General features: G+C 72.2%; 11 protein-coding genes. 3 read left to right on the top strand and 8 right to left on the bottom strand.

The annotated features are described in order from the left end of the window. Positions 1–69 precede the first annotated feature (69 nt). Positions 70–1,056, top strand: coding sequence for a hypothetical protein (locus IPH07_09965; protein ID MBK6917714.1), 987 nt, complete (start codon positions 70–72; stop codon positions 1,054–1,056). Here IPH07_09965 and IPH07_09960 read toward each other — a convergent pair. The 5 genes from IPH07_09960 to IPH07_09940 all read right to left on the bottom strand — a co-directional run bounded on the left by IPH07_09960 (position 1,023) and on the right by IPH07_09940 (position 5,394). Beyond that, a complete protein-coding gene (locus IPH07_09960) occupies positions 1,023–1,427 on the bottom strand; it encodes a hypothetical protein (GenBank protein MBK6917713.1) in 405 nt (134 codons plus the stop codon). The genes IPH07_09965 and IPH07_09960 overlap by 34 nt on opposite strands. Beyond that, positions 1,411–1,920 carry a hypothetical protein gene (locus IPH07_09955; protein ID MBK6917712.1) on the bottom strand — a complete coding sequence of 170 codons (510 nt, stop codon included), beginning with the start codon at positions 1,918–1,920 and terminating at the stop codon, positions 1,411–1,413. The genes IPH07_09960 and IPH07_09955 overlap by 17 nt, the downstream gene beginning before the upstream one ends. Before the next feature lie 73 nt (positions 1,921–1,993). After that, positions 1,994–3,673 (bottom strand): energy-dependent translational throttle protein EttA, encoded by a 1,680-nt coding sequence (ettA, locus tag IPH07_09950; GenBank protein MBK6917711.1) that lies wholly within the window; start codon positions 3,671–3,673, stop codon positions 1,994–1,996. A gap of 102 nt (positions 3,674–3,775) precedes the next feature. After that, positions 3,776–4,579, bottom strand: a complete 804-nt coding sequence (locus IPH07_09945; protein MBK6917710.1) for a hypothetical protein — start codon at positions 4,577–4,579, stop codon at positions 3,776–3,778. 158 nt (positions 4,580–4,737) lie between these two features. Beyond that, positions 4,738–5,394 (bottom strand): DUF882 domain-containing protein, encoded by a 657-nt coding sequence (locus IPH07_09940; GenBank protein ID MBK6917709.1) that lies wholly within the window; start codon positions 5,392–5,394, stop codon positions 4,738–4,740. 125 nt (positions 5,395–5,519) lie between these two features. Here IPH07_09940 and speA point away from each other — a divergent pair, with 125 nt between their 5' ends. Then, positions 5,520–7,436, top strand: coding sequence for a biosynthetic arginine decarboxylase (gene speA / locus IPH07_09935; protein ID MBK6917708.1), 1,917 nt, complete (start codon positions 5,520–5,522; stop codon positions 7,434–7,436). 17 nt (positions 7,437–7,453) lie between these two features. Here the strand turns inward: speA and IPH07_09930 are convergent, their stop codons facing one another. After that, positions 7,454–10,213: a serine/threonine protein kinase gene (locus IPH07_09930; protein ID MBK6917707.1), complete on the bottom strand. Its 2,760-nt coding sequence runs from the start codon at positions 10,211–10,213 to the stop codon at positions 7,454–7,456. A 65-nt stretch (positions 10,214–10,278) separates the two neighbouring features. Between IPH07_09930 and IPH07_09925 the strand changes: the two genes are divergently transcribed. Then, entirely contained in the window at positions 10,279–10,902 is a 624-nt protein-coding gene (locus tag IPH07_09925; GenBank protein MBK6917706.1) for an extensin family protein, read from the top strand. Between the two features lie 53 nt (positions 10,903–10,955). Here IPH07_09925 and IPH07_09920 read toward each other — a convergent pair whose 3' ends face one another. Together IPH07_09920 and IPH07_09915 are read right to left on the bottom strand one after the other, a co-directional pair. Continuing rightward, positions 10,956–11,903, bottom strand: coding sequence for a hypothetical protein (locus tag IPH07_09920; GenBank protein MBK6917705.1), 948 nt, complete (start codon positions 11,901–11,903; stop codon positions 10,956–10,958). Next, on the bottom strand, positions 11,900–12,820 hold the full coding sequence (locus IPH07_09915) for an alpha/beta fold hydrolase (GenBank protein MBK6917704.1): 921 nt from the start codon (positions 12,818–12,820) through the stop codon (positions 11,900–11,902). Before IPH07_09915 ends, IPH07_09920 begins: the two co-directional genes overlap by 4 nt. Position 12,821: the final 1 nt, after the last annotated feature.

The following is a 12,821-nucleotide window of genomic DNA, read 5'->3' as shown; positions in this document are numbered from 1 at the left end:
TACACTGCCACGCGCGTGGATGTTGGTGGTTCGAGCCCGCGTGGGGCCGGCGGGGTCGAGCCATCGCACGTGATCGCGCGTCGGCGGTCGTCATCACCCACGCGCGCGTCGCCGTGGGTGCTCGCGACGCTGCTCGGCGTCGCGGCGATCGCCGCCGTGGCGTATCCGTTGCTGGTCTACTCGGTGACGCTGGCGAGCCTCGGCCTCGCCCACGTCCTGGTCGAGCTGCGGGTGCTCGACGTGCGCTACCGGCGGGTGCTTGGTGCCGCGGCGCTGCGGCTGGTGGTGCTCGCGCTGGCGTTTGTGTTCGCGGCCCGCTGCGCCGCGACGGCGGGCTGGATCACCCGTGCGCTCGCGTCGCGCCTCGAGCTGCTCGCTGGCTGCGCGTCGGTGTTGGTGCTCGTTCCCCGCGCGCTGCGGCGTCGTGGTGCCCACGCGATCGTCACCGTCGCGGTCGCGGCCGCGCTGGTGTCATGCGTGCTGTTCGTGTCGCCCATCGCGACGCTGCTGGTGCTGGCGGTGCTGCACAACCTGACGCCGTGGCCACTGGTCGCGGCGACCACCGAGCCGGCCCGGTGGCGGCAGGTCGCATGGGGCGGTGCGATCGTCTTCGTCGCGGTGCCGTTGCTGATCGCGACCGGCCTGCCGTTCGCGCTGCTGCAGGGCCTCGCCGCACCCGAGGCGAGCGTGCTGCCCACCGGCCCGCTGTTCGAGCAGTTCTCCGCCTTCTGGGGCCCACCGCCGCTCGAGCACCCAGCGCTGGCGATGCATGTGTTCTGCGCGTGCGCCTACCTGCAGTGCGCGCACTATCTCTTCGTGCTGTGCGTGCTGCCGTCGCACGCACCGGCCGCACAGCGCGTCGACGGTCGCGTGGTCGCGACGCTGGTCGGTGTCGGGCTCGTGGTCGCGCTCGCGTACGCGGTCGATTTCGTCGGCGCACGCGCGTGGTACGGCACGCTCGCCGGCGTGCACGCGTGGGCGGAGTTCCCCGCGCTGCTGCTCGCGCTCGACGCGTTCTGGCCTCAGTGGGCGCGCAGCATCAGCCACACGCCATAGCCGAACGACGCGACGTTCATCGCCAGCGAGGTCACGATCGCGGCGCGCCACCGCAGCCGCAGCGCACCCCGCAGCAGCACGGCCTCGACGATCACCACCGCCGACTCCACGAGTGCGGCGCGGGTGGCGAACGGCAGCAGCGGCGCGAGCCCACGGTTGCTCCACCAGGCGAACGGATGGGTGACGAGGCTCACCGCGAAGGCCATCACGCACACCCGCCACGCCGCCGGGGGCGGCTCGTCGTCGCGACGCCCCCACGCGTTCGTGCGGGTGGCGAGCCACAGACACGCGATGCCGATCGGCATCTCGACCAGCAGCGTGCGCAGCAGTGCGTCGGCCTGGGTCGTGGGGCACCTACGCGCGTGTGCCACTCGGGCGGCGGCGCGCGAGGCCGACCAAGCCCAAGCCGGCGAGCACCGACACCAGCAGCCACGGACCGTCGTCGACGCCGCCGCTCGAGCAGCCCTTGGGGGTGTCGGTCTTCGCGGGGGTGTCGGTCTTCGCGGGGGTGTCGGTCTTCGCGGGGGTGTCGGTCTTCGCGGGGGTGTCGGTCTTTGCGGGCGTGTCGGGCGACGGTGCGGCGTCCTTGGCCGCGCCGCCGACCTGGCAGAGCAGACACTCGACGCTCACCGGCTTCGGCGGTGGCCCGGCGCTGTAGTCGTTGCGTCCGCACGTCGACTTCGCGCACGTGCCGGCCTTGCCGGCCGCCTCACAGGCGTCGCCTTCGTTCTTGCCGCGGCAGCCGGCCTCCTCGTCGGAGATGATATCGGCCTGGGCCGTGCCCGCGACGCCCAAGGCGAGCAGCCACGCGGCGGTGGGCAGGCATCGGACCAGCGCGGCTGCGGGAACGCGTACGCGGAACATGGCGAGATGCTAGCACGCCGGCGACCGACCCGCGCCGTGCGGGCCGGCCGGTGGCCGCGCCCGATCGACGGGGCTAGCGGGTCAGCTTGCGGTACTTGATGCGCTTGGGCACCAGTGCGTCCTCGCCGAGTCGCGCCTTGCGGTCGGCCTCGTAGTCCGCGAAGTTGCCCTCGAACCACGTCACCTGGCTGTCGCCCTCGAAGGCCAAGATGTGCGTGGCCACGCGATCGAGGAACCAGCGATCGTGGCTGATGATGACGGCACAGCCCGGGAACGACGCCAGTGCCTCTTCGAGGTGGCGCAGCGTGTCGACGTCGAGGTCGTTGGTGGGCTCGTCGAGCAGCAGCAGGTTGCCGCCCTTCTTGATGAGCTTGGCCAGGTGCACGCGGTTGCGCTCGCCGCCCGAGAGCTCGCCGACCAGCTTCTGCTGATCGGCGCCCGTGAAGTTGAACTTGCCGACGTAGGCGCGCGCGTTCATCTCGACGCCGCCGAGCGGGAAGGTCTCCTGGCCCTCCGAGATCTCCTCGTAGATGGTCTTCTTGGCGTCGAGCGAGTCGCGGCTCTGATCGACGTAGGCGATGTCGACGGTGTCGCCGATGACCACGGTGCCGGCGTCGGGCTGCTCCTGCCCGACGATCATGCGAAACAGCGTGGTCTTGCCGGCGCCGTTGGGGCCGATGACGCCGACGATGCCGCCGGGCGGCAGCGTGAAGCTCATGTCCTCGAACAGCAGGTTGTCGCCGAAGGCCTTCTTGACGCCCTTGACCTCGACCACCTTGTTGCCGAGCCGTCGCGAGAACGGGATCTTGATGTCGGTGGTGTCGACCTTGCGCTCCTGCTCCTCCTTCAGCAGGTCGTCGTAGGCCGCGATGCGGGCCTTGCTCTTGGCCTGGCGCGCGCGTGGGCTCATGTTGATCCACTCGAGCTCGCGGGCGAGCGTGCGCTGGCGGGCGGCCGAGGCCTTCTCCTCCTGCTCCATGCGCTTGCGCTTCTGATCGAGCCAGCTGGAGTAGTTGCCCTTCCACGGGATGCCCTTGCCGCGATCGAGCTCGAGGATCCACTCGGCGACGTTGTCGAGGAAGTAGCGGTCGTGGGTGATGGCCACGATGGTGCCGGGGTAGTCGTGCAGGTGGCGCTCGAGCCACGCCACGCTCTCGGCGTCGAGGTGGTTGGTGGGCTCGTCGAGCAGCAGCATGTCGGGGCGCGCCAGCAGCAGGCGGCACAGTGCGACGCGGCGGCGCTCACCACCGGAGAGCTTGGTGACGTCGGCGTCGCCGGGCGGCGTGCGCAGGGCATCCATCGCGATCTCGATGGTGCGGTCGAGCTCCCAGCCGTTGCCGGCGTCGATCTTGTCCTGCAGCTTGCCCTGCTCCTCGAGCAGCTTGTTCATCTCGGCGTCGCTCATCGACTCGCCGAGCTTCATGCTGACCTCTTCGAAGCGCGCCAGGGTGCGCACCATCTCGCCGACGGCCTCCATGATGTTGCCCTTGACGTCCTTGGCGGGGTCGAGCTGCGGCTCCTGCTGCAGGTAGCCCACGCTCGCGCCCTCGGCGGCCCACGCCTCGCCGCGGAACTCCTTGTCGACGCCGGCCATGATGCGCATCAGCGTCGACTTGCCGGCGCCGTTGCCACCCAGCACGCCGATCTTCGCGCCCGGGAAGAACTGCAGGTAGATGCCCTTCAAGACCTCCTTGCCGCCGGGGTAGGCCTTGCCGAGGTCTTTCATCGTGTAGATGTACTGATACGACGCCATGGGATGCTGCTCGTGCTCGTGCCCTCGCGGCCTGTGGTCGCGTGACGCGACCGCGGCTCGGGGGGCGCGAGCATAGCACCGCGGGCGTGCGCGGCGTGGCGGCTAGTCGCGTCGTCGACGTCGACGCAACAGCACGGCCCACAGCAGCGCGAGTGCGCCGTGCTCGGGGCGCGGGCTCGCGGTGCAGCCGCATCCACGCGGCGTCTCGCCGGTCGCACCTGCGCTGCCGGTGCTGCCATCGGCCGCCGCGGTGGTCGTGACGGTGGTCGCGAGGCCGTCGTCGCCGGTGCCCATCGCGACGCTGGTGATGCGCACGTCGAGGTTCTTGCCGGCGTCGCCGTCGGGATAGATCGCGAACGCCCGCAGCCCGTGGTTGCCCTCGGTGCCGGTGACCTCCCACGTGCACAGCGATGCGGTGCAGACCTCGCCCCACGCGACGGTGTCGACGAACAGCTGCACGAACATCACGTCCTGCGCGGCGCAGCTGCAATCGTCGCAGCTGCAGCGCGGCACCGCCTCGACCACGACCTCGAACGGTGCGGCCAGCTCGGCGCCGTCGGCCGGCGATGCGAACGTGACCGCGTCGTCGCCGGTGGGGCAGCCACAGGCGCCGTCGTCGGGGCCGCCGCTGTCCTGCGCGCCGGTGCTCGTGCCCGCCTGGCCGCCGGTGCTGCCGGTGTCGGTCGAGCCGCCGCTCGTGCCGTCACTGCCGGTCGAGCTGCCGCTGTCGCTCGCGCTGCCCGAGGACGACGCGCCGGCGGTCTCGCTCCCACCGGTCGAGCCGTTGCTCGCACCGCCGGAGCTCGAGCCGCCCGAGGAGCCGGAGCTGGTCGCCGACGCGGCGGTGGGCAGCAGCACCGCCCCGAGGGCGAGCGCGAAGAGGAATGACGGGCAAGGCGAGCGCATGGGGGCGTTGCGCGCGGCAGTCCACGCGCGCCCCTCGATCGTAGGGGATCGGGCCGCCACCTTGCGACCATTCGGCGAAAGCGACGGCGTGCGTCGACGCGCCGGCCAAGCCCTGGTCCCACGCGCGACGTACTGCAGCTCACGCACGGGCGGCGGCGTCAGCCCTCGCCGCCGGCGAGTCGGCAGCCCCGCGCGACCGCGGCCTCGTAGCTGGTGCGCTCGGCGGTGCCGTCGTCGAGGTCCGCCTGCGGCGTGCGGCTGTAGCACGGCACCTGGTCGGCGCCCGAGTAGTCGACCCACAGGGTCGCGCGATCGCGAACGTCGAGGTGCACGAAGGTGCCGTTGGGGTAGTAGCCGACGCCGACCTCGGCGAACGAGCCCCGCAGGACCTCGAACAGCCGCCGCTTGCCGACCCCCGACACGCGGATGTCGGCCGCGCGCCCGCGGGTGTGGTTGCTGCGCGCGGTGTGACGGCTGACGTGGCGATAGCCCGACACGATCTCGATGGTCGACTCGGGCCAGTGGGCTTGCACGGCCACCAGCAGCGTCGCCAGCCGCCAGTGGGTCGGGTGGTCGACGCCGCTGCGGGGGTCGGTCATCAGCGCGCGCAGCTCGGCGAGGGCGTCATGGCGCAGACGCCCAGCGTCATCGAACACCGCGATCGTGTGCAGCTTGCCGCGGCGGAGGATCTGGAGCGGTGGCGCAGTGCGGGGCTCCACCGGCGCGATGCGTTCGTGGGGATCGAGGGCGGGCGCGGCGGTGGCCGGCGCTGCGGGGCCGATCGCGACGAGCAGGGCGGTGAGTGTGGCGAGCACGTCACATCGGCATCGAGCAATCGCGGTGCCAACCGACGGTCCCGCATTGGGGCCGTGCGCCCGCGGCCTGCGCCGCCTTCGTTTCGGGCTTGCGTCGCGACGCCCGCGGGGGGTACCTAGCTGCCGTGGACACGCCCTCGGTCACGTACGCGATGGAGAACTCGCTCAAGCGCTACGGCGTCGACCGCTGGGGCGCGGAGAACGTCGGGGTCAACGACGCGGGGCACCTGCTCTACAAGGCGCCGAGCCTGCCGCCGGTCGACCTCCACGAGATGGCGATGTTCCTCGAGAAGCGCGGCATCCGGACGCCGTTCGTGGTGCGCTTCCCGAGCATGATCCACGGCCAGATGGAGCGCCTGAAGAAGGCCTTCGACGCGTCGATCAAGGAGAACGCGTTCGTCGGCGACTACACCGGCGTGTTCCCGGTCAAGGTCAACCAGCGCCGCGCGGTCATCGAGGCGGTGCTGTCGGCCCCGAAGGAGCTCGGCTACGGGCTCGAGGCCGGCAGCAAGCCCGAGCTGCTGATGGCGATGGCGCGCGAGCCCCATCCGACCGCGCCGCTGCTCATCAACGGCTTCAAGGACCGCGAGTTCATGCGCATGGCCTACCACGCGGCCGAGCTGGGCCATCACGTGGTCGTCATCATCGAATCCATCCGCGAGGTCGTGCGCTTCGGCGAGGTCGGCCGCGAGCACAACTGGCGCACGCGGCCCGATCTGGGCGTGCGCGCCAAGCTCTACACCAAGGGCAGCGGCCGCTGGCAGGGCTCGGGCGGCGAGACCTCGAAGTTCGGCCTCACCACCAACGAGATCCTCGAGGTCGTGCGGCGCCTGAAGGAGTGCGACCTGGTGCACCACCTGGTGCTGCTGCACTTCCACATCGGCTCGCAGATCACCCGCATCAAGCGCATCAAGCAGGCCGTCCGCGAGGGCGCGCGGCTGTACTCCGCGCTGCAGGCCTACGCGCCGCAGCTGCGCTACCTCGACCTGGGCGGTGGTCTCGGCGTCGACTACGACGGCAGCCGCACCTCGTACCCATCGTCGGCCAACTACACCATCGAGGAGTACGCCAGCCAGGTGGTGTTCGAGGTCTCGGCGGTGATCGAGGAGACCGAGGCCAAGCCACCGACCATCGTCACCGAGAGCGGCCGTGCGCTGGTCGCCAACCACGCGCTGTGCATCACCGACCTGCGCGAGGTCCAGGGCGAGCTGCTGCAGATCCCCGACAAGCACGAGGACGAGCACCGCCTGATCGACGCCCTGCGCGACACCCTCGAGCACATCACGGCGAAGAACTACGAGGAGTACTTCCACGACGCGATCGATCTCCGCGACGAGGCGCTCGAGCTGTTCTCGACCGGCTACCTGACCATCGAGGACCGCGCCAGCGCCGAGGGCCTGTTCCAGCGCGTGCGCATCAAGACCACCAAGATCCTCGAGTCGCTGTCGCGGCCGTCCGAGGAGATCACCGAGTACATCTCGACCGCGCAGCACAAGTACCTGGCGAACTTCTCGATCTTCCAGTCGCTGCCCGACGCGTGGAGCATCGATCACGTGTTCCCGGCCGCGCCGCTGTCGCGCCACGGCGAGCGTCCGACCCTGATGACGCAGATCGTCGACATCACCTGTGACAGCGACGGCTGCGTGAACACCTTCGCGCATCCCGACGAGAACCTGCGGTTCTTGCCGTTGCACGAGCCCAGCGACAAGGCCGAGCGCTACTACCTGGGCTTCTTCATGACCGGGGCCTACCAGGACAGCCTCGCCAACGATCACAACCTGTTCTCGCGCACGCACGAGATCGTCGTGCGCAGCTCGATCGATCCGCCGGCGCTGCCGGGGGTCGAGCGCATCCCCTACAACAACGTCTTCCTCGACGTGAAGATCGGCGCGACCAACGAAGACGCGCTGGCCGCGATGGGCTTCGACGTCGAGAGCATGCTGCACGAGGTCCGCAACCGTCACCGCGTGGCCGAGACCACGCTGGGCGAGTCGTGGGCGCTGGGGCTGCTGCAGAGCTACCCGTACCTCACGCGCGAGTAGGGTCGGCGCCGAGCGCCTCACGGCGCCAGGGGGCAGTCGCTCGCGTGCAGCTCGCGTTCGCCGTTCAGGATCTCGATCTCGCGATCGTGGCCACCCTCGGTGGCCCATCGCAGACCCGCGGCGACCGCCGCGTGGGCACGCTCGCATGCACCCGCGCGGGCCCACGCCGCCGCCTCGTTGGAGAACGTCAATGCGAGATCGCGGGCGTCGTAGGGCGCGTGCCGCAGCAACAGCGCCCGCGCCTCGAGGGCGTCGGCGACCGCACCGGCGATGTCGCCGAGCTCCATGCGCGTGTAGCCACGCGAGACCTGCGTGAGCGCGTGGGTGATGTCCGAGTCCGCGGTGGCGGCCAGGATGCCGTCGTACACCACGATGGCGCCGGGGTTGTCACCCGCATCGCCGAGGAGGTTGGCGTAGGTCGCCTGCAGCATGAGCATCTGCGGGTGGGTGGGGTCGAACGAGTGGGCGGCAATCTCGACCGCCCGGCGGGCGGCTGCGAGCGCGGCGTCGATGTCGCCCCGCTCCCGTAGCACCCGCGAGCGCAGCTTCTCGACGGACGCGCGTCGTGGGTGGGTGGGGGCGCCACGCAGCGCCGCGCCAGCCTCCGCGAGATCGAGCTGCTCGAGGGTCTCGTCGAGCTCGCCGGTGTGCGTGAGCGCTTCGGCCAGGTCGATGCGCGCGATCGCGGTCGGCAACGCATCGGGCCCGCGCAGCTCGAGCGCGCGTCGGACGACCTCACGGAACGCGGCGACCGCGTCCTCGGCGCGTCCGATCTCGCGCAGCACGACCGCGTGGTTGGCCGCGATCACGAGGCAGCGCTCGCCGCAGTGGTTGCGCTCGCAGTCGTCCGACAGCTTCTGAAGCTGGGCCTCGATGCCCTCGATGTCGCGCTCGACGATCTCCGAGGTCGCCCGCTGCATGCCGAGGTGGACGGCCTCGCACGTGGTGAACTCGGCCCGCGCTGCGCTGGCATCAAAGTGGCGCCGCCACAGCGTCGCACGCTCCACGTCGCCGCTCTCGGACGCCAGCGTGGCGAGCTCGACGGCGGCCTCTGCTGCGGTGCGGTGCACGTCGAGGGCGATCGCGCGGTGGTAGGCGTCCTCGAAGGTCTGTTCCGCGAGGCCGACCTGGCCGAGGTTCTGCTGCATGCCGCCGATCTGGTACTGCAGCGCCGGCAGCAGGGCCGATGCCGCGGGGGTGGCGACGGCCTCGTCGCGCGCGTCGAGGGCGAGCCGAAGGCCCGGGTCCAGCAGGTTCGCGTTCCACAGCGCGCGGGCCGTGGTCGCGCGGTCGCGCAGCGCGAGCACGGCGGGGTCGTCGACGCCCGCCGCGTCTGGGCGCTCGGCGCAGCTCGAGGGCGTGGTCAAGCCCGCGATGGTCGCGAGCGCCGCGTGGGCGGCTCGCTCCTCCTGCGACAGCGCCTCGATCGTGGCGCCGACCTCGGTGGTCGCGTCGTGCAGGCACACATCGTCGCCCGCGGAACCGGAGCGGCAGGCCCCGGCGATCGCGGCGCGGAGCTCGGCGACATGGGCGTCGAGCTGCGCAACCACGTGTCCGGCCCGCGCTGCGTCGTCGACCGACGAGACGAATCGCTGCAGGCGCTCGCGGGCCGCCGGCGTCCACGCGGCGTCGAGGCGATCGCGTCCGGCACACGGCGCCTCGCGGTCGCGCGTCGGCATGGTCACCACGGCGAGCACGCCGGCGACCGTCGCGGCCGCGGGCCAGCGCAGGCGCGCGCGTCGGGGTGGCGCGAGCTCGGCCATCAACGCGCGCATCGATGGCCAGCGATCCTCGGGCGCCGGTGACAGGCCGCGCATCAGCGCGTGGTGCAGTCGCCGCGGCAGCTCACGCCCGGCGCGGGCGCGCGCGGGCTGCTGCGCCTGCTTGGCTTCGAACAGCGTCTGCATCGAGCCCGCGAACGGACGCGTGCCCGTCAGCGCCTCGTACAGCGCCACGCAGAACGCGTACTGATCGCTGCGGGCGTCGAGCGTCGCCCCGCGATGCTGTTCGGGCGGCATGTACAGCGGCGTGCCGACCACGGTGCCGTCCTCGGTGATGCCGGTCGCGAGGGTCTCGACCAGCTCATGGCCGATCGCCGTCGCGGGGGCGCGTCGCGGTGCCCCCGGGTCCTCGCCGCCGCGGCGGGCGAGCCCGAAGTCGCCCACCCGCACGCGACCGTCGTCGCCCACGAACACATTGGCCGGCTTGAAGTCGCGGTGGACCATGCCGGCTTCGTGTGCGGCGGCGAGCCCCTGCGCGGCCTGGTCGAAGACCTCGAGGATCGCCGCGGTCGTGCGCCGGCGCGTGAGCCACTGCGCGAGCGTGACGCCGACGATCAGCTCCATCACGATGAACACGCCCGCGTCGGGATCGTCGTCGATCGCGTAGCTGCCGACGTCGAACACCGTGACCACGTGGGGGTCGGACAGTCGCGCGAGCGCACGCGCCTCTTGGGCGAGCCGTTGCAGGGCCATGCGACCGCTCGGGCCCGAGTCCGCGCGCACGAGCTTGATCGCCACCTCGCGCGCCAGCTGGGGATCGTGGGCCAGCCAGACCTGGCCCATCGCGCCTTCGCCGAGCTTTCGGATCAAGCCATAGCGCGGCAAGCGTGGCGGCACGTCGGACCCGCGCGCTGCGGGCGTCGACGAACCCACGCGGGTCTGATCGGGGTCACTCGCCGCGTCGCGGCCAGCGCTCGCACCCGAGGTGTCCATCGTGGTGTCCACCGTAACATGGGCGTGCATCGGCTTCCTCGTTGATCCTCGCCGGCGGTGCACGAGTGCGTCGACGTGCGCTCGTCCGCGCGGTGCTACACTCGTGGTCGCGCGCGCGCGCCGACGTCATGACGAATCTGCTCACGACATGGCTGCTTGTGTGGCTCGCGGCCGCGCCGGTCAAGCGTCCGAACATGCCCGTGGGGTGGACGTGGCCGCCGTCGAAGGCGATGAAGTCCGCCGGCGAGCGCTGCCTGCGACGGCTCGACGATGCGTCGCAGGACTACCACCGCGCCGAGCCGGTGAAGGCGATCACCACGCCGGTCACGATCCCCGCGCTCGCGCTCGGGGAGCTGAGCCTGGTGCCGCTCAAGGGCAAGGGCAGCTACCCGATGGATTGCCACCTCGCGGCCGCGCTGCGCGACGTCGCGCCCGCGCTCGCGCAGCTCGGCGTCGCCGCGCTCGGGTTTCGCACGCTGCACGAGTACCGCCGCGTCCGCAAGCACGGACGCACCACCAACATCCTCAGTCGTCACGCCCTGGGCCTGGCGATCGACGTGTTCGAGGTGCGGCTCGACGACGGGCGCGTGCTGCAGGTCGAGCGCGACTGGGCCGACGAGCCGCTGCTGCCGCTCGTGGTCGCGGTGTTCGAGGGGGCCGACGCGTTTCGGACCCCGCTGACGCCGGCCAACGACCCCGACGATCACGGCGACCACGTGCACCTCGAGGCGCACATGCGCATCGATCCCTGACGCCGCGGCTCGCGGCTGCGCGTCGAGGTCGCGCGTGCCGGCGGTGGCGGCGATCAGCGCGAGCGACGGAACTGCGGTCGACTGGGCTGCTGTCCCAGTGCGCGCTCGAGTCGGGTCACGCGCTTCGCGACGTCCTCGTGCACCGCGTGCCACTCGAGCGCGGGCGGGGTGTCCCCGAAGCGGACGCGATGCTCGAGCTCGTGCTGCAGCGCGCCGCCCCAGAAGGTGGTGCGGTTGCCCGAGCCGCAGCCGAAGCTGGGGCGATCGGCGGCCGCGGCGGTCAGCGCGGTGACGCGGTGCGCGTGGGTGATCGCGTCGGGGCCGACCACGAAGCCACCGGAGAAGCAGCCCTGCAGCACCACCAGCTTCTCGGTCGCGTCGGGCAGGCGCGCCAGCGCAGCGCGCAAGGTCGCGGGGCTGAAGAGCAGCGCCGCGTCGGGCGTGCCCGAGCGACGCGCGTCGAGCAGCGCGGCGGTCTCCTGCACGCGCAGCGCAGGGTCGCCATCGAGGGCGAGCGCGGGCTGCCGCAGCCACGCGCGCTCCTCGGGCGGCAGCGTCCACGTGCCCGGTGCCTCGTCGAGGCTCGGCACGCCGTGGCCGCTCACGTAGAGGTACAGCCACGGCGGCGCCGCCTGGGCCAGCTCGGCGAGGTCGGCCAGCACGACCGCGGGGCTGGCCTCACCGCAGCCCGCCAGCGCCGGCGCGAGCCGACGGTACTGTCGACGATCGCGTCGCAGCGCGCGGCCTTTCGGCTTGGCCCAGTAGCACGCGATCGCATTCTCCGACAGGCCGGCGCCGCGCCACAGCTTGCGCTGGCGCACCACCTCCTCGGCGAAGTTGGCGACGTCGTCGCCGCCGGCGACCAGCATCACGCGGGTGTCGGGGCCGATCGATTGCGGCGTGTACGGGGCCGCGACGATCCGCGCGAGCGCGGCGTCGCGGCCGTGCGCGCAGCCGCTGGCGAGCACGAGCGCGAGCGCGAGGCGATGCGCCACCTTCACGACGTCACCTCGCCGGCGTGTCGGCGTAGGAAATCCGCGAGCGCGGGCGCCACGCAGCCCCCGTGATCGCCGTCGACCTCGCGGATCTCGAGCGGTGCGTGCACGCGCGCGGCCGCGGCCGCGAGCGCGTGGGCGTTGTCCAGGAACGGCGCGTCGTCGCGGCCGATGTACGCGACATGCGGGTGCACCATCCGCGACAGCTGCGGGCCCAGCACCCGCAGCTCGCCCTCGCTCGGCACCGCGGGATCGAAGCGCACCAGCTGGCGGTCGTCGTCGCGCGCGGCCCAGCGGACGAAGGTCGCCGGCGTGTACAGACCCGCGATGCTGGTGGTGCTCGCGACGTCGGCGTCGGCGCGCAGGCTCACCAGCGCCGCCAGGCCGCCGCCGATGCTGTGGCCGACCACGTGGATGCGCCGCGGATCGACCCCGGGCTGCCGCGCGACCCACTCGATCGCCGCGACCGCGTCGTCGAGCTCACCCCACAGCAGCTCGAGCTCGCCCGGGTTGCCGTTCTCGCCGCGCAGCGACGGCGTCATCACGACCATGCCGGCATCGAGCAGCGGTCGCACGTGTTCGAAGTCCGACGGCACCAGCGAGAAGCCGCCGTGCAGGTAGACCACCGCGGGGCGCGGGCCTGCAGCACCCGCTGGCCGCGCGAAGTAGGCCTGCAGCTCGAGCGCGCCGCTCGGGTAGCGCACCCGCTCGGCGCCGGAGGGCGCGGCCGGCAGCGTGCGACGCTCGGGCGCGGGCGCGGGGCGCAGCAGCACCGTCGGGTGGCGACGGCGTGCGGCCTCGAAGTCCGCCGTCTCGGTATCCGCCGCCGCGGCGGGGCCGGGCGCCTCGACCGGATCCGTCGATGCCGCGCTCGCACAGGCGCAGGGGATCGCGGCCGCCAGCACGCCGGCCATCGCGGCCACG

The sequence above is a fragment of the Deltaproteobacteria bacterium genome (assembly GCA_016709225.1).
Lineage (GTDB): Bacteria > Myxococcota_A > Polyangia > Nannocystales > Nannocystaceae > Xiheibacterium > Xiheibacterium phototrophicum.
The sequence above is the reverse complement of the archived record's forward strand: the minus strand, read 5'-3'. Positions and strand labels throughout refer to the sequence as shown.

What these genes read in the sequence shown, in the direction of transcription:
- IPH07_09955 (MBK6917712.1), bottom strand. Translation starts at nt 1,920, where the DNA reads ATGTTCCGCGTACGCGTTCCCGCAGCCGCGCTGGTCCGATGCCTGCCC.
- ettA (MBK6917711.1), bottom strand. Translation starts at nt 3,673, where the DNA reads ATGGCGTCGTATCAGTACATCTACACGATGAAAGACCTCGGCAAGGCC.
- IPH07_09945 (MBK6917710.1), bottom strand. Translation starts at nt 4,579, where the DNA reads ATGCGCTCGCCTTGCCCGTCATTCCTCTTCGCGCTCGCCCTCGGGGCG.
- IPH07_09925 (MBK6917706.1), top strand. Translation starts at nt 10,279, where the DNA reads ATGACGAATCTGCTCACGACATGGCTGCTTGTGTGGCTCGCGGCCGCG.